Source organism: Xanthomonas citri pv. citri (genome assembly GCF_000961215.1).
In the GTDB taxonomy this organism is placed as follows: Bacteria; Pseudomonadota; Gammaproteobacteria; order Xanthomonadales; family Xanthomonadaceae; genus Xanthomonas; species Xanthomonas cissicola.
The window spans coordinates 2491274-2515608 of record NZ_CP008998.1 but is presented as its reverse complement, the minus strand read 5'-3'; the positions used below and the strand labels follow the sequence as shown (position 1 = coordinate 2515608).

The 24335-nt window shown below is 65.0% G+C and carries 10 protein-coding genes and 1 other RNA gene; 5 read left to right on the top strand and 6 right to left on the bottom strand.

The window, feature by feature from the left end; translation table 11 throughout:
* The first annotated feature begins 641 nt into the window (after positions 1 to 641).
* The 4 genes from AMD14_RS11395 to AMD14_RS11385 all read left to right on the top strand — a co-directional run bounded on the left by AMD14_RS11395 (position 642) and on the right by AMD14_RS11385 (position 3275).
* Entirely contained in the window at positions 642 to 1151 is a 510-nt protein-coding gene (locus tag AMD14_RS11395) for a ferritin-like domain-containing protein (RefSeq protein ID WP_008575404.1), read from the top strand.
* 101 nt (positions 1152 to 1252) lie between these two features.
* A complete protein-coding gene (locus tag AMD14_RS11390) occupies positions 1253 to 2173 on the top strand; it encodes a M14 family metallopeptidase (protein WP_011051371.1) in 921 nt (306 codons plus the stop codon).
* A gap of 75 nt (positions 2174 to 2248) precedes the next feature.
* Positions 2249 to 2324: non-coding RNA, sX9 sRNA (locus AMD14_RS23360), on the top strand.
* Between the two features lie 252 nt (positions 2325 to 2576).
* On the top strand, positions 2577 to 3275 hold the full coding sequence (locus tag AMD14_RS11385) for a DUF1349 domain-containing protein (RefSeq protein WP_015463195.1): 699 nt from the start codon (positions 2577 to 2579) through the stop codon (positions 3273 to 3275).
* A 125-nt stretch (positions 3276 to 3400) separates the two neighbouring features.
* Here AMD14_RS11385 and AMD14_RS11380 read toward each other — a convergent pair whose 3' ends face one another.
* Positions 3401 to 5212 carry an EAL domain-containing protein gene (locus AMD14_RS11380; protein WP_011051369.1) on the bottom strand — a complete coding sequence of 604 codons (1812 nt, stop codon included), beginning with the start codon at positions 5210 to 5212 and terminating at the stop codon, positions 3401 to 3403.
* 744 nt (positions 5213 to 5956) lie between these two features.
* Here AMD14_RS11380 and AMD14_RS11375 point away from each other — a divergent pair.
* Positions 5957 to 16150, top strand: a complete 10194-nt coding sequence (locus AMD14_RS11375) for an autotransporter-associated beta strand repeat-containing protein (RefSeq protein WP_040259479.1) — start codon at positions 5957 to 5959, stop codon at positions 16148 to 16150.
* 304 nt (positions 16151 to 16454) lie between these two features.
* On the opposite strand, the gene AMD14_RS11370 is transcribed toward AMD14_RS11375, so the two are convergent.
* The 5 genes from AMD14_RS11370 to AMD14_RS11350 all read right to left on the bottom strand — a co-directional run bounded on the left by AMD14_RS11370 (position 16455) and on the right by AMD14_RS11350 (position 23885).
* A complete protein-coding gene (locus AMD14_RS11370) occupies positions 16455 to 17066 on the bottom strand; it encodes a response regulator transcription factor (RefSeq protein WP_005916054.1) in 612 nt (203 codons plus the stop codon).
* A complete protein-coding gene (locus tag AMD14_RS11365; protein WP_040146818.1) occupies positions 17063 to 18085 on the bottom strand; it encodes a sensor histidine kinase in 1023 nt (340 codons plus the stop codon). Before AMD14_RS11365 ends, AMD14_RS11370 begins: the two co-directional genes overlap by 4 nt.
* A 118-nt stretch (positions 18086 to 18203) precedes the next feature.
* Positions 18204 to 19688, bottom strand: a complete 1485-nt coding sequence (locus tag AMD14_RS11360; protein WP_011051366.1) for an efflux transporter outer membrane subunit — start codon at positions 19686 to 19688, stop codon at positions 18204 to 18206.
* Positions 19685 to 22777 (bottom strand): efflux RND transporter permease subunit, encoded by a 3093-nt coding sequence (locus AMD14_RS11355; protein ID WP_011051365.1) that lies wholly within the window; start codon positions 22775 to 22777, stop codon positions 19685 to 19687. Before AMD14_RS11355 ends, AMD14_RS11360 begins: the two co-directional genes overlap by 4 nt.
* Complete coding sequence (locus AMD14_RS11350; RefSeq protein ID WP_040107623.1) at positions 22770 to 23885, bottom strand: efflux RND transporter periplasmic adaptor subunit; 1116 nt, start codon at positions 23883 to 23885, stop codon at positions 22770 to 22772. The genes AMD14_RS11355 and AMD14_RS11350 overlap by 8 nt, the downstream gene beginning before the upstream one ends.
* Positions 23886 to 24335: the final 450 nt, after the last annotated feature.

Genomic DNA, 24335 nt, shown 5'->3' with positions numbered 1-24335 from the left:
CCATCGGCGTGCTATGGTGCGCCGGTTCGGGAGCGAGTCTTGCCGGAGGTTGGACACAGGCGCTACGCCCATGCGGCCGAGCGCCTGTGCTGTTTTTGGTCGAAGCAAACCGATTGGTGCACGCGATGAGGCACAATCGATTGCAAATTTTTGCACGCAATCATCGTGCGTGATGTTCTGTGCACCTTGAAAGATCCACGAGCGCCTGCTGTGCAATGCATCGAGCGCAGGCGAGAAATTTTTGCAGTCGTGCATGACGTCCGACATCGATTGCATGGAAAAATTTCACTCCAGCCATGCTGCAGCTCCTAACCTCGGCAGGATTTGCAGCCCTCTGGATTGCGGGCTCACCGCACCGCCGCAGCATGCATAGTCCCCGCGACCGGTAGCCGGACGCATTCGACCTCAGGTGGTCCGCGCGGTCAGCGGCGCAGCGTTGTATGCGGGTCCCGAGAGATCGCCGGGAAAGGTCCTCAGTTTGTTGTGACCGCATCTAAACAGTCTGTGGATGGCGGGGTCGCAGTCCCTCCACGCCATGTCTATGGCACGTAGACGGCGCACGCAGCGTTCACTTGGAACAGTCACATCTTTCATCCGCGCCGCTGCAGGCTGGACATATCGCAAACAAACAGGAGAACCCCATGGCCGAACCCCAAGAAAACCTGATGGACTGGCTGCGCGATGCGCATGCAATGGAGCAGCAGGCCGAGCAGATGCTCAAGGCCCAGGCCGCACGCATCGAGCACTACCCCCAGCTCAAAGCCCGCATCGAGCAGCATCTGGAAGAGACGCTGGGGCAACAGCGCTTGGTCGAGTCGTGTATCGAGCGCCTGGGCGGTTCGCCGTCGATCATCAAGGACGCCATGGGCAAGATGGCCGCATTCGGGCAGGCGATGGGCGGCATGACCACCTCCGACGAAATCGTCAAGGGCGCGATGGCCAGCTACGTGTTCGAGAACCTGGAGATCGCCACCTACACCGCGTTGCTGGGTGCCGCCAAGACGGTGGGCGATACCGAAACGCAGCGCGTGTGCGAGCAGATCCTGCCCCAGGAGCAGGCCATGGCCGACTGGCTGCTGGCGCATCTGCCGGAGTTGACTGAAGAGTTCCTGGTCCGCGACGCCACCCCAGGGGTCACCGCAAAGAAGTAAACGTCAGCTGCGCAGGTTTCATCGGCCCCGCAGTGCGGGGCCTTTTTGCTTCTGCGTCCAGAGCGCTTACCCTTGGCGCCTTCCTCGCACCGATACCTGCAATGACGACCAACCTAACGTATCCGATCGGCACGCCCGGGCAACCGTGGGGCGAGCCGGAACGCGCCATGTGGCGCGCACGCCAGCTGCAGCAGCGCAGTTATGCGGACGATGTCGTGCAGCAGATCGCAACACTGGCCGAGCAGTACCAGCGCGTGCAGTACGGCACCATTGCCCATGCGCAAGGGGAGTATCCCCTGCTGGCACTACGCAGCGCGCAGTGGGACGACAGCCTGCAATGCGTGTTGGTCACTGGAGGCGTACACGGCTACGAAACCAGTGGCGTGCAAGGTGCGCTGCAATTTCTGCAGCAGCGTGCTTTCGACTACGCAGGCAGATGCAATCTACTGGTGGCGCCGTGCATCAATCCCTGGGGTTATGAGCGCATCCAGCGTTGGAATGCCGATGCAGTGGATCCGAATCGCGCGTTTCGCAACAACAGCCCGGCCGAAGAGTCGGCTGCGCTGATGCGGGTGGTGGCTGCGACTTCCGGACGAATGCTGGTGCATATCGACCTGCACGAAACCACCGATAGCGACGAGAGCGAGTTTCGCCCCGCGTTGGCGGCGCGCGACGGTGCGGTGTTTGTGCCGGGGAGCATTCCGGACGGGTTTTATCTGGTCGGCGACAGTGAAGATCCGCAGCCCGCCTTCCAGCAGGCGGTGATCGCGGCGGTGGCCGAGGTGACGCATATCGCGCCCGCCGATGCGGATGGGCGGCTTATCGGTGCATCGGTGGTGGGGCACGGGGTCATCAATTATCCGGTGCGGCGACTGGGCCTGTGCGCCGGCGTCACCGATGCGCGGTATCGCACGACCACCGAGGTCTATCCGGATAGCCCGCGCGCCACACCCGACCAATGCAATGCTGCGCAGGTCGCGGCAATTTGCGCGGCAATCGACTACGCATTGGCGCAGCACTGAGGGCAGGGCACTTAGAGCGGCTGACAAAACGATTGTGCAGCCGCCAGGCGGGCGCGGCCGGTGCTCGGAGTCGGCATGGACCACGCGTACACTCCGGTTCCTCCGCGCCGTCCGCACCCACCTGGCGACTGCTCGCTACGGTTTGTTAGCCGCTCTTAGGCGCGTGAACCGCAGGGTTGGCCGGCAAATATCTATACGCCGAGTACAGCCATTGCTCGCGTGCGGATTTCGGTCTGGGTTCTGCGGCGACGTCGCATGATGCGACGCGTCTGCACGGCCGCGCATCGTCGCAGCACGGACTGGCGCGTTGCCTGCATGGCGAACAGAGGACGCGCCGCACGCACGCGGCCTTGCGCGTACAGCACGTAAACTTCGCTTTCATAAGTCGCAGGAGCGCAGATCCATGCAACACGATGCATTCCATGGCGCACGCAGGCGCGTGTTGGCTGGCGTGGTCGGGATGACGCTCAGTGGTGGCGCGTGTGCACAACAGACCAACCCGAGGAACACCATGGCGCAGGACAGCAGCTGGCACGCAGGAACCTGGCTCAACCGGCCGAAGACACTCGCGATCAACGGCGACACGTTGGATGTGGTGACCGACCAGGCGACCGACTTCTGGCGCAAGACGCACTACGGATTCACCCGCGACAGCGGGCACTTTCTGGGCATCAGGGCCGGCGCAGGCTTCACCGCGCAGCTGCGTGCGCGCGCGCAGTACGAAGCCTTGTACGATCAGGCCGGCATCATGGTGCGCGTTGACGAGCAGCACTGGGTCAAGGCCGGGATCGAACTCAGCGACGGGCGTGCCATGCTCAGCAGCGTGTTGACCAACCCGGTATCGGATTGGGCAACTGGTCCTTACGAAGCCGACCCCAAGGATTTCTGGATCCGTGCCACGGTTGCCGACGGTGTGCTACGCCTGCAGGTCTCTGCGGACGGCCGTCGCTGGCCGTTGGTGCGGCTGTGCCCATTCCCGCCAGCAAGCGTCTATCTGGTCGGGCCGATGTGCTGTACGCCCGAGCGCGCCGGGCTGAAGGTGCGGTTCTCCGATTGGGCACTGAGTGCGCCGCTAGCCAAGGACCTGCACGATCTCAGTTGAGCGGGGCTTTGCTGCATTGCAGGCAAGAGTTCGGACGTGCATCGCATCACAAGGCATCGCGCATGCAACCGCACAGCGGCGCGGTGCGATTGCCTGCCCGGCAGGCTCCGCGCGCCGCCGCGGCTTTACGGCAGGCGCCGCAGCGCCGCGGTTTGTTTGACGTAATCGGCCACCAGGTGCGCTTCCATGGGTTTGGCCAGCAGATACCCCTGCGCCTCGTCGCATCCCCAACTCCGCAGCAAGGCGATCTCATCGGCGTGCTCGATGCCCTCGGCCACGGTGCGATAACCCAATGCGTTGGCCAGGCGCACTACCGCCTCGGCGCGCATCTGCATGCCGGTTTTGGTGGCGATGCCAGTCACCAGCGACCGGTCCAGCTTGAGCACATTGACCGGCAACTCGGTGAGATAGCCGAAATTGCTATAACCGGTGCCGAAATCGTCGATGGCCACGCTCACGCCTGCATCGCGCAACGCCCGCAGCCGCGGCACCGCTTCGACATTGCTGCGCAGCCAGCGGCCTTCGGTGATCTCCAGCTCGATGCATGTGGTGGGAATCGCCAGATCCTTGCAGCGGTTGATCACATCGGCTGCCAGATTGATGTTGCCGAAATCGCGCGAGGACAGGTTGATGGACATGGAAAAATCCAAGCCCTGGGCACGCCACTTCGCCAGCTGTACCAAGGCGCTTTCGATCACCCAATTGGTGACCGTGCACATCAGTGCGGTTTTTTCGAAGAGCGGGATGAATTCGTCGGGACCGATCGGGCCCATGCTGGCGTGATTCCAGCGCAGCAACGCCTCGAAGCCGGTCACCGATAGGTCTTCAAGATCGATGCGCGGCTGGAACACCAGCCGGAAATCACCGGCATCCAGGGCCTGTTCGGCATCCAGTGCCAAGCGGTAGGAGCGTTGGATCGCATCGTCGTGCGAAGCGCTATACCAGCACACGATGGCATGGTTATTGATGGCATCGCCCAGCGCCACCAGGCCCTTGCGCATCACGTCGTTTGTGTCCGGCTGCTGCGGAGCAAAGCGCACCACACCGGCATGAAAGGTCAGCGACATCGGTACGCCGGCGGCATCCACCGGCTTGTGCAGCATGTCGCGCAGATCCAGCAGCAGGTCTTCCATCTCGTCCGGCGCGGAGTTGAGCAGGAAGAACGCAAAGCGCATCGAGGCCACGTGGTACACCGTGGCCTTGCCGCGCAAAGCGCGCGTCAACACATAGCTGGCGTGGCGAACCAATTCTTCCAACGGCTGCATGCCCAGCGCCTGGCGCGCCTCGTTGGCGGCCTGGGTATCGTAGACCTCAATAAATGCAGCAATGGTGGGCACGCTATGACTGCCGAAGGCGAGGGCGTCCAGATCCGATTGCAGCTGGCGCGTATTGAGCAAGCCGCTATGCGGTTCGCGCCTGCCTGCACCGAACTGCAATTCCAGTTGTGCGGCAGCCACGTTGGCGAACATCAGCAGTTGCTGGTGCTCCTGGCTCGCCAGCCGGCGCTCGCGTGTGTCGATCACGCACAGGGTGCCGGAAATACCTGTCTGCGGAGCACCCACCGGCACACAGGCGATAAAACGCGCAGGCAAGCCGGGGAAGGCGGCATCGCCCAGTTTGATTTGCGCAAGCGTTGCATGCTCGATCAACTCGGTCACGCCATTGGGCGCTGGCGGAACCTGCTTGCACAACTCCATGGCCTGCTCGACATGACTGCTGCTGATACCACGCGCTGCCAGCACGCGTAGGCGCCCGCCCTCGGTGATGGTCAGCGCAGCAGCCGGCGCAACCAGGGCATGGCAAAGCAATCGTGCGATTTGCTCGAGTGGCTCCATGCCACCCAGGTCGATCGGCACGCCTGACCAGTCGAAGTGGCGATCCTGCGGTTTGTCGTCCGGGGCTAGCGTCATGGCGTCAGGTTCCGTGTCGAAGATCACACTGCACCTCTACTAGAAACAAACCGGGGTCATCGATAGGTGATGAGGTCTGCACGATTCGTACATTCCCTATCAGCGTCTGGGTGGTTCCAAGCGGTAAACAAGCTGACAGCCCCGACAATAACTGCTGCCGCTACGCCTGAGATATACAAATATCGCACTCCTCCGTCGCTGTCGACTGGTGAAGTGGTCTTACTCATGAGAGCGAGCTCATAAATTGGCGGGACGTCTGCGAGTGCATGTATCGGACTTTTGCGACGCAGCAAGTTTCACTGAAAACGATTGTTATAAGGCAATGCAATGCCGGATCGTAATAACGCATCAGTCTGCTTTTAATAATCCAGCCTCATCCAATCTGTTCCCTTAAAAAATTCGGTAAGTTACTGTTTTGATCGTGAAGCAATTACTTCGGACATCGTGAGCTCTTACTGATGAGGTCGCGAAATGCAATTAACGGGCACGAGCAAATCAGTTCACAGAATCGGCGTGTGCCATGGATGAGTTCAAGCTTGGTGATATTCGACACAGTTTTAGGCTGATTGATTCGCCTATTAATCTAGCGTCGCAGTAACTCAGTATTGGTATTAACCGCGCTCTTCCTTGTATAGGGGCTTCTGTCTACCGGCCTTACTGTTGAACTGGCCTGGATTATTTAAACCGGATCTACCGTCATTCCAATCCCGTCTTTGGAGGCGCGTGCATGGGTGCGCGCTGGTCTCTGCTCGGCAATCAGGGGGAATTCAAATGAATCGTGCATTTGCGCTGGTCTGGAACGCAGCCATTGGCAATTGGGTGGTGACGCATGAATTGGTGCGTCGGCGTCGCAAGCCTGGCTCTACCCGTCGTCAATTGCCGGCCCTGGTGGTCCTTGCGGTGGGGGCCGCCGCACCGATGCTGGCCTGGGCCGCATGCACGCCGGCCGTCCCCGCGGCAGGCGCAACGGTCACCTGCTCGGGTACGCCGGTCACCAGTAACAGCTTTTCCAGTAGCGCCAACAACCTGACCGTGAATGTCGCCTCCGGCAGCCAGATGACCGCAGGCTTGTTGGGCGGCACCGCCATTGCCCTGAGCGGTACCAATTCCACACTCAACAACGCCGGCACCATCGACCCTTCCGTGCTTGGACTGCTCTCGGTACTGAGCAGCGGCGTGACCATGGGCAATGCCAGCTCCACTGCAGTCACCGTCAACAATCTTGCCAGCGGCACGCTCTACGGCACTGGCGGCCTGCTCGGCGCCAATCTGCTCAATCTCGACGGCATGGCACTGGGGCTGACGTCGGCCAGCAACGGGACGGTGCAGATCAACAATGCCGGCGTGATCGATAGTCGCCCCTTGGCAGGGCTTTCGATTCTGGGGTCGGACACGCCGGTGATCGCGGTGACCGGTGGAGGCATCGTCAATGCGGTCAATACCGGCACCATCAACGGACGGGTGGGCTTTCAGAGTTCGGCCACCGGCAATACGTTCGTCAACTCGGGCACCATCAACGGCAGCGTTTCGATGGGGGCGGGCAGCACCAACAGCTTCACCGCAGTCACCGGTGGCAGCGTCAACAGCGCGGGAGGCCTTGCCCTGGAATTGCTCGGCCCCGGCGGTTTGCTGAGCTTCGCGCAAACCGGTGTGGTGGATGGAGGCCTGGGCGGAAACAACACGCTGATCCTGCAAAATTCTGCGGTCGGTACCGGCAGCGGCAGCACCGGCACCGGGACGTTGAGCACTGCGCAATACATCAATTTCGGCAATTTGCGCGTCAATAGCGGCACCTGGTCGGTGGGCGGCGCGAGCAACTTCGCCAACAGCGCGCTCAATGGCGGCGTGTTGCAGTTCGCCAATGCTGCGCAGTTGGGCAGTACCATCACCGCCAACGGCGGCACGCTCGAAGCCACGGCTGCGGGCCTGACCCTTGCGCCGAGCAATGGCGTTGCGCTTGGCGCGGGCGGCCTGACCGTACAGGGCACCAACAACCTGACCGTCGGCAGTGCAATCACCGGCACCGGTGCGTTGACCAAGACCGGCACCGGCGGACTGGCGCTGACCGGTACCGGCACGTTCAGCGGTGGCGTCAATCTGGTCAGTGGTGCGTTAACGGTGGGCACCAACAGCGCCTTGGGCACCGGCACGGTCACCGCATCCGGCGGCAGCGTATTGGCAGGTACCGCAGTGAACCTGGCCAATGCGTTTTCGCTGAGCAACACGGTTGGTATTGGAGGCGCAAACGCGCTGCGAATCGGAGGGACGGTCAGTGGCACCGGGACGCTCAACAAGGTTGGCGCCGGCACGCTGACCTTGGGCGGCAGCAATACCTACAGCGGTGGCACCACCCTGGGTGCCGGTAGCGTGCTGTTGGAGACCTCCGGTGCGCTCGGCACTGGCACGGTCACTGCGGCAGGCGGTTTGCTGGATAACACTGCACCGCTGACCTTGACCAACAACTTTGCGCTCACCAATACGCTGGGCCTGGGTACCAGCGGCAACGCATTGACCTTGAGCGGCACGCTGGCCGGCGTCGGCGGTGTCAATAAAACCGGCACCGGGACGCTTTCGCTCAGCGGCACCAATACCTACAGCGGCGGCACCACGCTCGCAGCGGGCACGCTGCAGCTGGGTACCGCGTCCGCGCTCGGCACGGGCGCATTGAATGTCACCGGCGCATCCAGCTTGAGTACCACTGCGCCATTGACGGTGACCAATGGCATCAGCCTTGCTGCGCCGTTGAACTGGACCGGCACACAAGCGCTCACGCTCAGCGGTGCCATCAACGGTGCCGGCAGTTTGATCAAGAGCGGCACCGGCGATCTCACGCTGACCAACGCCAACACCTACACCGGCGGCACCACGCTCAGCACCGGGCGGCTGGTGGTCGGTTCGAATGCGGCCCTGGGCACCGGCACGCTCACCGCCAGCGGTGGTGAGCTCGATGCCACGGCCGCGTCCACGCTGGGCAACGCGATCGCGCTGGCCGGAACCTTGGGCGTCGGCGGTAGCGGCAACGGTTTGAGTCTCACCGGCACCATCAGCGGCGCCGGCGCATTGAACAAACTCGGCGGCGGGACGCTGACGCTGGCTGGTCTGAATACCTACACCGGCGGCACCAGCCTCAACGCGGGCACCTTGCAGGTGGCCAGCGGCACCGCACTGGGCACCGGTGCGTTGAATGTCACTGGTTCTGCGACCTTGCAAAACACCGCCGCTGCCGCGCTGAGCAACGCAGTGACGCTGAGCACCGGTGCGCTGACCCTCAATGGCGCGCAAGCGTTGACCTTGGGCGGCGCCATCAGCGGTGCCGGCAGCCTGGTCAAGGCCTGCGGCGATCTCACGCTCAGCGGCAACAACACCTATACCGGTGGCACCGCGCTCAACACCGGCAGGCTCACGGTGGGCAGCAATACCGCGCTGGGTAGCGGGACCTTGACCGCGGCGGCCGGCACGACGTTGGACAGCGCAGCAGTGAGCACGCTCGCCAATGCAATTGCACTAGCAGGGCAGCTCACTGTGGGTGGCAGCAACGCGCTCACGCTGACCGGAGGCATCGGTGGCGCCGGCAGCCTGGACAAACTCGGCCCTGCCAGCTTGACCCTCAGCGGCAACAACAGCTATCTGGGCGGCACCCGTCTGACGGCAGGCAGTCTGATTCTGGGCAGCGATAGCGCACTCGGGGCGGGCAGCCTGAACGTGAGTGGCGGCCTGCTCGATAGCACCGCTGCACGCGTGGTGGCCAACAACGTGGTGCTGGATGCGGATCTGCAACTTGGCGGCAGCCAGGACCTGACCCTCACTGGTGGCATCAGCGGCATCGGTGGCCTGATCAAAGACGGCGCTGCAGCGCTGACGCTGACCGGCGCGAACACCTTCGCTGGCGGTATGGATCTCAACGCGGGTCGCTTGTCGATCGGCAGCGGCGCGGCACTGGGCAGCGGTGCGTTGACCGCAGCCGGCGGCACGCAACTGCAGGCCACCGCGGCAACCACGCTTGGCAACGATGTGGTGCTGAATGGTGCGTTGTCGTTGATCGGCAACAACACCCTGGGCTTGACCGGCACCGTGAGCGGCACTGGCAGCCTGGTCAAGCAAGGCACCGGAGCGCTCACGCTCAACGGAAACAACAGTTACGCCGGCGGCACCGTGTTGAACGACGGCGCCCTGGTCGTGGGCAGCAATACCGCGCTCGGTAGCGGGGCACTCACTGCCGCCAACGGCACGCTGCTCACCGCAGCGGCTGCGGTGACCTTGCAGAACGCGCTCACCACCAACGGTGCGCTGACGATCGATGGACAAAACCTCACGCTCGACGGCGCGATCGATGGCGCCGGCAGCTTGATCAAGACAGGCGCGCAAGCACTGACCCTCAACGGCAACAACACCTGGAGCGGAGGGCTGCAATTGCAGAGCGGTTCGTTGCTGGTTGGCAGCAACACGGCGTTGGGCGCGGGCACCTTGACCGCCGCAGGCGGTACCGCACTGGATGCAAGCACCGCCGTGGCGCTGGGCAATGCAGTCGCCTTGAATGGCACGTTGACCCTGCCACGCACGCAGGATATTGCGCTCAACGGCGTGGTCAGCGGCATCGGTGGCATCGATAAGCAGGGCAACGCCACCTTGACGTTGAGCAACGCCAATACCTTCACCGGCGGCGTTGCGCTGGACGCAGGCAGGCTGGTGCTTGGGAACAATGCGGCGCTTGGCGCGGGTGACGTGCTGGTCAACGGCCCTGCCGAACTGGATGCCACTGCCGCGTTGACGGTAGGCAACAACGTCGTGTTGAACGATCAACTGACGCTGGTCGGCAGCAACGATCTGGCCTTGAACGGCAGCATCGGCGGCACCGGCAGCCTGATCAAGAATGGCGCCACCACACTGTCGCTCACTGCCAACAACAGCTACAGCGGCGGCACCAGCCTGACCGCAGGCACCATCGCGGTGGGAGCCGACAATGCGCTCGGTACCGGCGGCCTGTCGGTGCTCGGCAATTCGGTATTGAGCAATGCCGTCGCCGTGGCGCTAGGCAACGATATCGCGCTGGGCGCCGCGCTCACCGTGGATAACGCCGCAGACATGCTGGCCAGCGGTGCCATCAGCGGAAGCGGAAGCCTGATCAAGACCGGCCTCGGCACGCTGACCTTGAGCGGCAACAACAGCTACACCGGCCCGCTGGCGATCCAGGCCGGTACCGTCGTGGCCAGCACTTCGGCCTCATTGGGCAACGCCAGCACTGTCGATGTCGCGGCAGGCGCGCTGTTGAATCTGGCCAACGGCGGCCTGATCAACGCGCTCAGCGGTGCGGGCGACGTCGATACCGCTACCGGCGCCACGCTGCAATTGGGCGGCGGCGATTTCGCCGGCAGCCTGGGAGGTGGCGGCAACCTGGACAAGGTGGGGACCGGCACCGTGCGTTTGCTCGGTAGCAGTGCGATCGGTGGCAGCACGCAGGTCAGTGCGGGCACGCTCGATGTGGTCGGCAGTCTCGGCACCAGCGTCTTGAACGTTGCATCGGGCGGCACGCTGACCGGCACCGGCGCCGCCGGTAACGTGGGTGCGGCGGTCACCGTCAGCGATGGCGGCAGGCTCGCACTCACCAGCGGTTCGTCGTTGAGCGTGGGCGCGTTGACGCTGGCACCCGGCGCATTCGTCGATGTGGCATTGGCCGCGCCAAGCGCAACCCGCTTGCTGGCCGTCAATGGCGATCTCACCCTGGACGGTACGCTCAACATCACCGATCTCGGCGGCTTCGGCACCGGCGTGTATCGCTTGATCGACTACACCGGCGCGCTCACCAATAACGGCATGCTGATCGGCCTGTTTCCGGGCAGCGTGGACATCAGCCAGCTCGCCCTGCAGACCGCCATCGGTCAGCAACTCAATCTTGTGGTGACCGCGCCGGGCAGCATCGTGCAGTTCTGGGATGGTGTGCAGACCACGGCCAATGGCACTGTCGATGGCGGCGCCGGCACCTGGGGTGCGGCCACCAACTGGACCGGCCAGGACGGTAGCGCCAACAGCACGTGGCAAGGCGACTTCGCAGTGTTTTCCGGTACGGCGGGCACGGTGGGCGTGCAGGGCACGCAGAACATCGGCGGCTTGCAGTTCGTGACCGATGGATATCAGCTGACCGATGCCGGCGCGGGTGCACTGGCGGTAATCGACCCGTTGACCGCCATCCGCGTCGACCCGGGTGCCACGGCGAGCATCGATGTGGCCATCACCGGCACCGGCGGCGTGCAGAAACTCGACACCGGCACGCTGGTGCTGAGTGGTCCCAACACCTACACCGGTGGCACCGCGCTCGGCGGTGGCAGCCTGGTGTTGGGCAATGCGCAAGCGCTGGGCACCGGCACGCTGACCGCCGCAGCGGGCACCACGCTCGATACCAACCAAGCGTTGGCGATCGGCAACGCGGTGGTGCTCGATGGTGCGTTGACCGTGCCCGGCAGCAACAATCTGGCACTGACCGGCGCCATCAGCGGTGCCGGCAGCTTGATCAAGAACGGCACCTCCACGCTCACGCTGGATGGCAGCAACAGCTATCTCGGCGGCAGCGTGTTGAATGCCGGCACGCTGGCGGTGGGCAACAACGCCGCACTCGGCACAGGCAGCCTGTCGGTGCTGGGCGACGCGACGTTGATCAATGCCATCGCCCTGGCCCTGGGAAACAACGTCAACCTGGGCGCCAACCTGACCATCGCCAGTGCGGATGATCTGGCGTTGACCGGCGTGCTCAGTGGCGCGGGCGCGCTGACCAAGACGGGCCTGGGTACCTTGACCTTGTCTGGCAGCAACCTGTTCAGTGGCCCGGTGTCGGTGCAGGGCGGCGTGCTTGCCACCACCGCCACCGGCACGTTGGGGACGACCGCCAGCGTGGATGTTGCGGCAGGGGCAGGGCTGTCGCTCGGCAGCAATACCGCGTTGAGCAGCCTGACCGGCCTGGGCAATGTCGCGATCCAGGGTGGCAGCACCTTGCAACTGGGCGTTGGCAACGTCAGCAGCACCTTCGCAGGTGGGTTGAACGACGCCGGCAATCTTGAAAAAGTCGGCACCGGCAACGTGCAGCTCACCGGCACCAGCGCGATCGGCGGCACCACGCAGATCACGGCGGGCACGCTGGATGTGGACGGCACGCTGGGCAGTGCCGGTGGCGTCACCGTGGGCACCGGCGGCACGTTGAGCGGCAGCGGCGTGGTCAACGCCGCGGTCACGGTAAATGACGGTGGCCGCCTGGTGGTGACCAGCGGTGCGCTGCTGACCACCGGCAGCCTGAGCATGGCGTCCAATGCCACGCTCGATGCGTTCCTGGGAATTCCCAGCCAGACCGGGGTACTTGCGGTCAACGGCGACCTCACGCTGGGGGGCACGCTCAACATCACCGACATCGGCGGCTTCGGCACTGGCGTGTATCGCCTGATCGATTACACCGGCACCTTGACCAACAATGGCATGGGTTTCGGCACACTGCCGGGCACGGTCGATCCCACCCAGCTCACGCTGCAGACCTCGTTGGCGCAGCAGGTCAATGTGGTGTTGTTGGCTTCTGGCAGCAACGTGCAGTTCTGGGATGGCGCGCAGACCGTCGCCAACGGCAGCGCCGATGGCGGCACCGGCGTGTGGACCGCCGGCGCCACCAATTGGACGTCGGTCGATGGGCTGACCAACAGCGATTGGCAGAACAGCTTTGCGGTCTTCGCAGGCGCCGCGGGCAACGTGGGCGTGCAAGGCACCCAGGGCATCACCGGCATGCAATTCATCACCGATGGCTATGTGCTGAGCGATGCAGGCGGTGGCGCATTGAGCGCCAATGCAGCGAACACCATCATCCGTGTCGACCCCGGCGTGACCGGCACCATCGATGTCGCCATCGGCGGCACCGGCACCCTGCAGAAGCTCGACACCGGCACGCTGGTACTGTCTGGCGCCAACACCTACACCGGCGGCACCGCGCTCGGCGGCGGCAGCCTGGTGTTGGGCAATGCGCAAGCGCTGGGCGCCGGCACGCTGACTGCCGCAGCGGGCACCACGCTCGATACCAACCAAGCATTGGCGCTCGGCAACGCGGTGGTGCTCGATGGCGCGCTGACGCTGCCGGGCAGCAACGATCTGGCATTGACCGGTGCGATCAGCGGTGCAGGCAGCTTGATCAAGAACGGCACGTCCACGCTCACGCTCAGCGGCAACAACAGCTATGCCGGGGGCACGGTGCTCAGCGATGGCAGCTTGGCGGTGTCCGGCAACAGCGCCCTGGGGAGCGGCACCTTGTCGGTCACCGGCGATTCGGTGCTGAGCAATGCGGTTGCCGCGGCATTGGGCAACGCGGTCACGCTGGGCGCGGCGCTTACCGTCGACAACCCGGCCGACCTCACGCTTGCCGGCAACATCAGCGGTAGCGGGACCTTGATCAAGACCAACACCGGCGTGCTGACGCTCGACGGCAACAATATTTACAGTGGTGGCACCACGATCGCCGCCGGCACGCTGGTGGGCGATAGCGCAAGCCTGCAAGGCGCCATCGTCGATAACGCAACCTTGGCGTTCAACCAGGTGGCCGATGGCGTGTTTACCGGTTCGATCACCGGCACTGGCACTGTGATCAAGCAGGGTGCCGGCGCACTGCTGCTCAACGGCGCCAATGGCTACACCGGTGGCACCACCATTGCGGCCGGCACCCTGGTCGGCGACACCGCCAGCTTGCAGGGCGATATCACCAACAATGCAGCGTTGGTGTTCAACCAGGCCGCCGGCGGCGTGTATGCCGGCGCGGTCAGCGGTAGTGGCTCGCTGGAAAAGACTGGCAGTGGCGTGCTGCAATTGCTTGGCGCCAATACGTATACCGGCGGCACCGTCATCAGCGCCGGCAGCCTGGTCGGCAACACCACCAGCCTGCAGGGCGATGTGGTCGACAACGCGACGTTGATCTTCGATCAGGCCAGCGACGGCGCGTTCGCCGGCGTGGTCAGCGGCACCGGTAGCGTGATCAAGCAAGGCGCCGGCGCGTTGACCTTGGTGGCGCCCAACACCTATAGCGGCGGCACCACCATCGCCAGTGGCAGCCTGATCGGCACGACCGACAGCCTGCAGGGCAACATTGTCGACAACGCAGTGCTGGTGTTCGATCAGGCGACCGATGGGACCTACGCCGGCAACGTCACTGGCAGCGGCGTGCTGGTCAAGAACGGCACCGGTGCGCTCACCCTGGATGGCGTCAACGGTTACCTGGGCGGTACGACCGTCAACGCGGGCACGCTGGTTGGCAACACCGCCAGCCTGCAGGGCGACATCACCAACAACAGCACGCTGACCTTCCTGCAAAACAGTGCCGGCAGCTATGCAGGCAGATTGTTCGGTGTCGGTCGCTTCATCAAGCTGGGGACCGGCACGCTGTTGCTCACCGCCAACAGCAGCACTTTCACCGGCCCGACGGAGGTCAATGCCGGCACCCTGAGTGTCGGCAACCCCGCCAACCCGGGCGCCGCGCTGGGCGGACCGGTGACGGTGGGTCCGGGCGGCACGCTCACCGGCAGCGGCAGTGTGGGCAGCCTGGTGTCGTCGGGCACGGTCGCCATCGGCGGTGCCGGTGGCACCATCAGCGTCGGCGGCAACGCCACGTTTGCGCCAGGCTCTACGTTGCAGGTGACGCCCGGCGACGGCGGTGTGGTGACGCCGGTGACGGTCGGTGGCGCAGCCACCGTGGCCACCGGCACCACCCTGGCGTTGGTGCGTGCGACCGACCTGCCGCTGTTTACGGAGATTCCGGTGATCAGCGCCGGCGGTGGCCTAACCGGGCAGTTCACCAACGTCGTTTCCGACTACGCGTTTATCGAGCCGAATGTGAGCACCACCGCCACTGCGTTGTCGGTGACGTTCGGGCGCAATACGGTGGGCATGGTGGACGCGGTCACCACGCCGAACCAGCAGTCCGCTGCGGCGGCTGTGGACGGCCTGCCGAACACCAGCCCGATCTATCAGGCCGTCGTGCGCTTGCCCGACGACCCGGAAGCGGTGCGCACCGCGTTCGCCTCGCTGTCGGGCGAAAGCCATGCCAGCACCGCAACCGCGTTGCTGGACAGCCGCTTCCTCAACAGCGGCATCGGTAACCATCTGCGTGGCGACAGCCAGGACACGCTGGTCGGCGACACCACGGTGTGGATCACCGGGCGCAGCCTGCCCAACCGCGTCGATGGCGATGCCAATGCGGTGTCGGTACGTCGCGAGGACAACGGCGTGATGGCCGGTGCGGAACGTCGCTTCGGCGAACGCAGCGTGGTGGGCATTGCGGTCGGCAACCAGGATATCGAGAGCTGGTCGCGCGAATGGGGCGACCGTGCCGACGTGGACGGCACGCATGCCGGCGTGTATGGCTGGGCCGACTGGTCTGCGTTCTCGCTGCGAGGTGCGGTGGATTACGCCAGCTATCGCGTCGACAGCACGCGCCGGGTGATGTTGCCCGGCGTGCTCGAAGAGCGCCTGGATAGCAGCTACGACGCCACCGCGGTGACGGTGTCGGTGGAAGCGGCCTGGAATCTGCTTACCAACGGCGCGGTGTACAGCCCGTTCATCGCGGCCGATTACACCCGCCTGAAGACCGACGGTTTCACCGAACGCGGCGGAATTTCCGGGCTCTCGGTGGATAGTGCCAGCGACACCTTCAGTACCGCCACGCTGGGTATGCGTGGTCATTGGGACCTCGGCCAGAAGGCGGCGTTGTATGCGTCGGCAGGTTGGCGGCATGCCTTCGGCGACCGTTCCGTGCAGCGCTCGGCCGGCTTCGTCGGCACCGCCTCGGAGTTCTCGGTGCAAAGCGTCACCCTGGCCAAGAACGCGGCCATCGGCGAGCTGGGCGTGAGCCTGATCACCTCGCCCCGCAGCCGGCTGGCACTGTCGCTGCAAGGACTCAGCGGCGACGGGCAGACGGCGTACGGTGGTCAGGTGACCTGGGGAGTAAGCTTCTGAGCCTTGTCTTGCGGCGTGCTTGACACTGGAAATGAGAAAAACGCCCCGGATGCCGGGGCGTTTTTTTGCCTGCATTCCTGTGCCTGTCGCGCGCGTCGCAAGATGCGCACCGGAACATTCGTGTGCGTTGCGGTGACCAGGTCAATGCATGACATCGAGAGCCGAAAAAACGCTGCGTGGGTGCCGCTTCATGGCGCGCTGTCATCCGGGAGCACGCAGGCCGTCACGGCGGCGGGATGCCCGCCGATGGCGCGTGCGCGGGCATGCAGCACAGCACGCTCGCACACCGGTCACATCGCGCGCATCACAGCCCGATGCGTTCGGCCAGGCGCACCAGTTCGGCCAACGAGCCAGCCTGCATCTTGCGCATGGCTTGGCCACGCCGCACCTTCACGGTGATCTCGCTCAGATGCAGGCGCGCGGCAATCTGCTTGTTCAACAGGCCTTGCACCACCAATCGCGTGACATCCTGCTCGCCGCTACTCAGCGACTCCCAACGTGCACGCAGTTCTGCGGCGACCGCCTCGTTCTGGCGACGCACGCGGTCGCGGCGGATGCCGTCCTGAATCGCGTCCAGCAAGGCCTGATCGCGGAACGGTTTGGTCAGGAATTCGATCGCGCCGTTCTTCATCGCCTCCACGCTCATCGCGATATCGCCATGGCCGGTAATGAAGATGGTGGGCAGGGCGAAGCCGGAGTCGACCATGCGCCGATGGAACTCCATCCCGCTCTGGCCCGGCATCCGGATGTCGAGCACCAGGCAGGCGGGTGCCTCGTGCAACCGATGCGCGAGGAATTGATCGGTGGAACCGAACGCATAGACCTGCAAGCCGACCGAGGCGAACAGATCCTCCAGCGCGGCGCGCATCGAGGCATCGTCGTCGATGAGATACACCACCGGAGCCAGCTCGCTCATTGCCTGCGCTCCGTCGCGACCAAGGGGAAACGCAGGCCGAAGCGCGCGCCGCGTACACCGGCCGGCTCGGCCCAGATCTGCCCGCCGTTGGCTTCCATGATGGTGCGGCTGATGCTCAAGCCAATGCCCATGCCATCGTCCTTGGTGCTCCAGAATGCCTCGAACACATGCGCCAGTGCGTCGTCGGACAACCCCGGGCCGGTATCGTCGATGCACAGGCATGCCCACGCACCATCGATGTGCGAGCGTATTTGGATGCTGCGCGCCTCGTCCGGCAAGGTGGCCAGTGCCTCCACTGCGTTGAGCAACAGATTGCCGATGACCTGCTGGATCTGTACGCCATCGGCCAGCACCGCGGGCAGGGCAGGGTCCAGCTCCAGCGACAGCGCGATGCCATGACGCTCGGTTTCGCCACGGGTGAGGGCGATCATGTCGAGCACGGTGCGGTTCAGATCCAGCGGCTGGCGTTGGCTGGCTTCGCCACGCGCCAGCGCACGCATGCGCGCGATGATGGCGCTGGCGCGGCCGGCGTCGGCGAGCATGCGTTCCAGTGCGGCAGCGGCCTTGGCCAGGTTGGGCGGTTGCTGCGCCAACCAGCGCTGGCAGGCATTGCCACTGGTCACGATGGCGGCCAAGGGTTGATTGACTTCGTGCGCGATCGATGAGGCCAGCCCGCCCATGCTGCCGCTGCGGGTGAGCCGCAACAGCCGCGCCTGTGCGGCATGTGCGCTGGCCTTGGCCGCTTCCATCTGCACCGCCAGATACGTGGTGACCGCCACCACCACCGCGCTGATGCAGGAGTTGATCACGCCCACCCGGTAGCTGCCGGCCGGGGTGAGATGGAAGCTGAGCACGATCAGCACCAGGCAGGTGCCCGCCAACAGCACCACGCCCGTGCGCGTCAGCAGACGTACCGACAGCAGCACCACCAACGTATAGAACAAGGCAGCCGCCACCGCATAGTCGGTGAAGGTATCGGCCACGAAGATCGCCGCCATGCCCGCCACCAGCCCGACCATGCCAAGCAGGTCGGTACGCGTGGGTGGCGAGCGGAAGAGAGAGGTCATGCGCATGGCGGCGATTGTCTCAGCTGGCGGCGCCGCCGTTACGCAACCGGCGCTGGATGCAGCGCGTGATTCATGGAACCGCGGGCTTGGGCGTGCGGGCCGCTGGCGACCACCACGGCCCGCCACCCAGGGCCTGATACAGCGCCACGGTGTCGGTGTAGCGCGCGGCCTGTGCCTGGACCGTGGCGGCCTGCGTGCTCTGGTAGGCCTGCTGCGCCTGCAGCAGATCCGCCATGCCCACCGCACCAACCGCCTGTTGACGTCGCACCAGCGCCAGCGTGCGCTCCGCCAGCGCTTGCGCATCGGCACAGGCGTGCAGGCTCTGCGCGTCGCTCTGCAGCGCGGTGAGCGCGTTGGAAACCTCGCCAAATGCGTTCAACACCACGCTGCGGTACTGCGCCATGGCCTGCGTGTAGCCAGCTTCGGCCGCCCGTTGCTGATGCGCAAGTGCGCCGCCATGGAACAGTGGCTGCAGCAGGCCGCCGGCCACCGACCATTGCGTATTGCCGGCCGCGAACATGCGCCCGACACCGGATGCAGAGCCGCCGCTGGCCGCACTTAAGCTAATGGACGGCAAGCGCGCAGCCGCCGCCACGCCGATCAATGCGCTGGCAGCATGCGCCTGCGCTTCGGCGGCGCGGATGTCCGGGCGGCGATCGAGCAACCGCGAGGGCAACGATAACGGCAGTTGCGCCGGAAGCTGCAAGGTATCCAGCGTAAATGCCTCACCCGCAGCGTCGCCAGGCAGTTGCCCGCCCAGAATCGCGAGCAGGGTCCGTTGTTGTTCCAGCTGCTTTTCCAGTGCCGGCACCGCGGCCTGCGCCTGTGCCAGCGCAGTGCGTTGGGCCAGCACCTGCGCTGCGCCGAGTGCGCCAAGCGCCTGCTGGCGCGCGGTGAGCGTGCAGAGCTGCTTGGCGATGGCGACCTGCGCGCGCGCCGCATCCAGTTGCGCGCGCACGGCCGCTTCGCCGATGGCCGCGTTCACCACGTTGGCGGTGAGGCTCAGGTACGCCGCATCGCGCTGATCGCGCTGCGCCTGTGCCTGCGCACCCGCCGCTTCCACTTGCCGCCGCGTGCCGCCAAACACGTCCAGCGTATAGCTGACGCTGAGTTGGGCGGTGCGTAGCGCATACGGTGTGTCGATGCCGGCATCCGGCGCCGGCACCACCGAGTCGCGTTGCCGGCTGGCATCCACACGCAGATCCGCTTGCGGTCGCCAGGCACCGCGTTGCGCGGCCAGCGTCTGTTGCGCCTGGCGAAGCGCTGCGTCGGCGGCTTGCAGATCCGGATTGGCACGCAATGCCCGCTCCACCACAGCATTCAGTTGCGGCGAGCCGAATGCGCGCCACCAGGCGGCCGGCAGTTCCTGCCCAGGCTCGAACTCTTGCGCACCACCATGTGCTACGTCGGCGGCTGCGGTCGTTACCGGTAACGCGTTGGCGGTGTAGCGATCGGCAGCAGGCGCAGCGGGGCGCTGAAAGTCCGGTCCTACTGCGCAGGCGGCGAGCGATGCCGCCACGGCACTGGCGAGCAATGCGTTGCGAACGTCTGTCATGGTGTCGTCCCCTGACGGCCCTGGCGCGTTGCGACGAAGGCTTCCATCAGGTAGTACAGCGATGGCAACAACACCAAGGTGAGTAGCGTGGCGGTGACCAAGCCGCCAACCACCACCGTGGCCAAGGGGCGCTGCACATCGCTGCCCAGGCCAGTGGCGAGCATCGCCGGTGCCAGGCCGAGCGCTGCCACCGTCGCGGTCATCAGGACCGGACGCATGCGGCTCACCGCGCCGGCCACCACCGCCTCGCGCAAGGACATGCCCACGTCTTGGCGCAGCCGGTTGATCTGCGCGAGCATCAGCACCGCGTTCAGGACCGCGACCCCGAACAAGGCGATGAAACCTACCGCGCTGGAGACATTGAGCGTCATCCCGCGCAGATGCAGTGCAGCCAATCCGCCGATCATGGCCAGCGGCACGGCGGCAAGCACCAATGTCGGTTGGCGCAGGTTGCCGAACGCGCCGAACAGCAACACGAACATGATGCACAAGGTGGTCGGCAGCACCACCAGCAAGCGCGCCTGGGCGCGCTGCAGGTTCTCGAACTGGCCGCCCCACACCAGCTGCATGTGCTGCGGGTCCAGGTGCACTTGCCGCGCGAGCGTGGCCTGCGCATCGCTCAGAAAACTGGACAGATCGCGGCCGCGCACGTTGAGCCGCACGATGATGTTGCGCCGGCCCATCTCGCGCACGATCACGCTCTGGCCGCTGGTGGTCGCGATGTTGGCCACCGCCGAGAGCGGTATCTCGGCGCCGGCAGCGGTGCGCAGGCGCAACGCGCCAATGGCCTGCGGATCGTTGCGATACCGTTGCGGAAAGCGCACGGTAAGGTCGTAACTCTTCTGACCGAGATACATCTGCCCGATCGGGCTGCCGCCGATGCCGGTGGAAATCAGATCCGACACATCGGCCGCATTGATGCCATAGCGCGCTGCCGCCTCGCGGTCGAAACGCACCTGCAGGTTGGGCAGGGGCGGTTCTACATCCACGGCGATGTCCGCAGCCCCGGGCACCTTGTGCAAGGCGAAGGCCACCTGGTCGGCAACGCCGCGAACCTGCTGCAGATCGTCGCCGAACACCTTCACGGTCAGGTCGCTGTGCGCGCCGGAGAGCTTGTCCTGCACGCCGTCGATCATCGGCTGCATCATGCTCACCGTGTAACCGGGCATCCGTGCATAACGTGCGCCGAGCGCAGCGATCAATGCCTGCTTGTCCATGCCGGCGGGCCATTCCTTGTAGGGACGCAGGCCCACGCTCGCTTCGATATGCGAAGGCGTCCAGTAGTCGGTGCCGTCGTCGTTGCGCCCGGTCTGGGTGACCACGTACGACACCTCTGGAAATTCCAGCGTGGCCTTGCGTAAGGCATTGGCCATGGTGGCGGCCTTGTCCAGGGTGATGCCCGGCGGCATCTGCACCTGCAGCCAAAGCGATCCTTCATCGATGTAGGGCAAGAAGTCGCGGCCGATGCTGCCCCCCAACAATGCCAGCACGCACAGCGCCAGCGCGGCGCAAGCCAGCAGCCAACCGCGTCGGCCCACGCTGCGTTCCAGCACTGCGCGATAGCGCTGCCCAAGTTCTTCCAGTACGCGGTTGTGCAGCATCTTGCGCGGCTTGCGGAACGCCAGCCACGCCAGGCCAGGAATCAGTGCCAGCGCCACCAGCAGCGCACCGATCAAGGCCGCGCCCACCGCGTAGGCCATTGGCGAAAACAGCTTGTATTCGATGCGCTCGAATGCCAGCAGCGGCAGGTACGCACACCCGATCACCGCCATGCCGAAGAAGATGGGCCGCGCCACCTGCAGGGTGGCGTCGATGGCATCGCGCGCCGTCAATGCACGCTGGCTGTTTTCTTCGCGCAGGCGCAAGACGTTTTCCACCAGCACCACTGCGCCATCGACCAGGATGCCGAAGTCGATCGCGCCCAACGACAACAGATTGGCGGGAATCTTGAGGTGGTGCATGACGATGAAGGCGATCAACAACGACAGCGGGATGGTCAACGACACGATCGCCGCCGCGCGCGGGCTACCCAGGAAGATCAACAGCACCACGCACACCAGCAGCATGCCTTCGGTCAGCGTGGCACTCACCGTGTGCATTGTGGCGTCGATCAACGCGGTGCGATCCAGATACGGCACCACCTTGACGTCCTTGGGCAACGCGCTGTTGTTGAGTTCCTCCACGGCGCTGTGGATGCCTTGCAAGGCCACCGAGGGGTTACTGTCCTTGAGCAGCAACGCGATGCCTTCGATCGTGTCCGGGTTGCCGTCCTTGCCCAGAATGCCGCGTCGCTCGACATTGTCGTAGCGCACCTCGCCCAGGTCCTTGACCAGGACCGGCACGCCATTGCCGCTGCTCACCACCACGTTGCCGATGTCCTGCAACGAATGCAGCAGGCCGATGCCGCGGATCACGTAGCTTTGTTCGCCACGGTCCATCACGCTGCCGCCGCCATCGGCGTTGTTGCTGGTGATGGCGCTCTTGACCTGCTGCAGCGACACCCCGTACCGGGTCAAGCGGTCCGGCTCCAGCGCCAGCGAAAACTGCGTGGTAAGGCCGCCGAAGTTGGTCACATCGGCCACGCCTGGCACCTTCTGCAGGCGCGGAATCACCGTCCAAAATTGCAGATCGGACAGCTCGCGCAGGCTGCGTGTTTTCGATTCCAGCGTGTAGCGATAAATCTCGCCGGTGGGCGAGGTATATGGGTCGAGCCCGGGAATCGCGCCGTAGGGCAGGGTGACCGCCTGTATGCGTTCCAGCACGCGCTGCCGCGCGAAGTAGCCTTCCGTTCCATCGTCGAAGACGAGCGTGATCAACGAAAGAGCGAACAGGCTGCGCGAGCGCAACACATGCAGGCCGGGCGTGCCCATCAACGCACGTTCCAGCGGCACGGTGATCTGCTGTTCCACTTCTTCCGCACCCAGGCCCGGGACCTGCGTGACCACCTGCGAGGTGACATCGGCGATGTCCGGGTAAGCCTCCACCGGCAGCTGCGTCCAGCTCCATGTGCCGTATAACGCAATGAGTACGAAGACCAGCCAGACGATGCCGCGCCGCTGGAAGCAGGTGGTGGTGATCGCCTCAATCATTGAGCAAGGCTCCGTCCTTGATCACCACACGCTCGCCGGCCTTCAGGCCGGACAGGATCTCGGTATACCCATCCATCGCGCGGCCGGTGGCCACGATGCGCGAGCGATAAGCGAACGGCGCGGTTTCGATGAACACCCGCGTGTACAGTCCCATCTGCAAGAGCGCGCTGTCGGGCACCAGCAGGGCCTGTCGGGGACGCGAGTGGAACTGGGCGCGCGCAAACATGCCCGGCTTGAGCAGGCCATCGCGGTTCTCTAAGGCCACCCTGACTTTCAATGTGCGGGTGGCGGGGTCGAGCAAATCATCCAGGTGTTGCACCTGGCCGACGAAGCGTTGGGCTGGATAGGCCTCCAGGCTGGCAGTGACCGGCTGACCTTCGAAGACCTGGCCAATCTCGCGTTCCGGCACGCTGGCGGTGAGCCACACCTGCGAGATATCGGCCACCGTCATCAGTGACGCTGACGTGTCGTTCCAGAAGCCGCCCAGCGCAGCGCTCAGGTCCACCAAGCGGCCTGCAATGGGCGCACGCACGACATAGCGCCGGTGCGAGCTCGCCTGCGCAGCAACACCCAGCTGGGCCAGGCGATCGCTGGCCGCCCGTGCATCGTTCTGCGCGCTGTCGAAGGCCTGCTGCGCTGCCTGCAGATCGCGTGCAGCGGAAATGCTGTCCGCTGCCAGCGCCTTCTGCCGGGCAAGTTCCAGACGTGCCTGTTCCAGCGTGGCGCGCGCCTTGCCGGCATCGCTGTAGGCACTGGCAAGTTCGGCAGAATCCAGCACGCACAGCACATCGCCAGCACGCACGGTGTCGCCCAGGGTCTTGGGCAGTGCGACCACGCGCCCGGCCAACGGCGGCACGACCCGCACCAGCCGCTCGGGCAAGACCTCGATCACGGCCGGCATCTGCAGCAGCGGTGCGATGGGTTGGCTGCGCACCGCCTGCACGCGCAGGCTGGCACGCAAGGGCGAGTGCGCCGGCACCATCACCTGCATGTTGGTGTGGATCAGCAGCGGCGAGGGAGCGGCCGGCGGCGGCGTTGCTCCGCAGCCAGCGAGCAAGCTGCACACACAGGCAGCTGCCAGCGTAGAACGCGGGAAGGGGGACGGCATGCGATGACTCGAACGGGGAGAGGGAAGGCCTTGCACCCGCGGTCGGCGATGCGCGAACGCAGGGCGCGGTTGCATCGGCGAGGGATCTACGCTCGCTGCCGGCAGCGGCGTCCATCGGCATCGCCTGGCACCCATGGCGCATCGCCACAGGTGTGAGGTTGCGCGCCAGCCATCGGGGCTGGGGCAGTTGCAACGCGTGCTGCAGCCGCGTCGATGGCGTGCATGGTGCCAGCCGTCAGTGCGCGAAACCAGGGGTTTTTGGGCGTTTTCGCCAGTCCATGGACATCGCATCGATATACCTTCGTATCGCCTGCGCGCGGTCGGCACGCAGGACGCCGTGTCAGCCAAGCGCTTGGCAGTTCGGCATTCGCATGCGGCCGTCAACGAAAAGGCCCCGGACATGCCGGGGCCTTTCTTCTATCTGTCGCGCAGCCGTGGGCGCGACATCAT

What these genes read in the sequence shown, in the direction of transcription:
- AMD14_RS11395 (WP_008575404.1), top strand. Translation starts at nt 642, where the DNA reads ATGGCCGAACCCCAAGAAAACCTGATGGACTGGCTGCGCGATGCGCAT.
- AMD14_RS11390 (WP_011051371.1), top strand. Translation starts at nt 1,253, where the DNA reads ATGACGACCAACCTAACGTATCCGATCGGCACGCCCGGGCAACCGTGG.
- AMD14_RS11385 (WP_015463195.1), top strand. Translation starts at nt 2,577, where the DNA reads ATGCAACACGATGCATTCCATGGCGCACGCAGGCGCGTGTTGGCTGGC.
- AMD14_RS11375 (WP_040259479.1), top strand. Translation starts at nt 5,957, where the DNA reads ATGAATCGTGCATTTGCGCTGGTCTGGAACGCAGCCATTGGCAATTGG.
- AMD14_RS11370 (WP_005916054.1), bottom strand. Translation starts at nt 17,066, where the DNA reads ATGAGCGAGCTGGCTCCGGTGGTGTATCTCATCGACGACGATGCCTCG.
- AMD14_RS11365 (WP_040146818.1), bottom strand. Translation starts at nt 18,085, where the DNA reads ATGGTCGGGCTGGTGGCGGGCATGGCGGCGATCTTCGTGGCCGATACC.
- AMD14_RS11360 (WP_011051366.1), bottom strand. Translation starts at nt 19,688, where the DNA reads ATGACAGACGTTCGCAACGCATTGCTCGCCAGTGCCGTGGCGGCATCG.
- AMD14_RS11355 (WP_011051365.1), bottom strand. Translation starts at nt 22,777, where the DNA reads ATGATTGAGGCGATCACCACCACCTGCTTCCAGCGGCGCGGCATCGTC.
- AMD14_RS11350 (WP_040107623.1), bottom strand. Translation starts at nt 23,885, where the DNA reads ATGCCGTCCCCCTTCCCGCGTTCTACGCTGGCAGCTGCCTGTGTGTGC.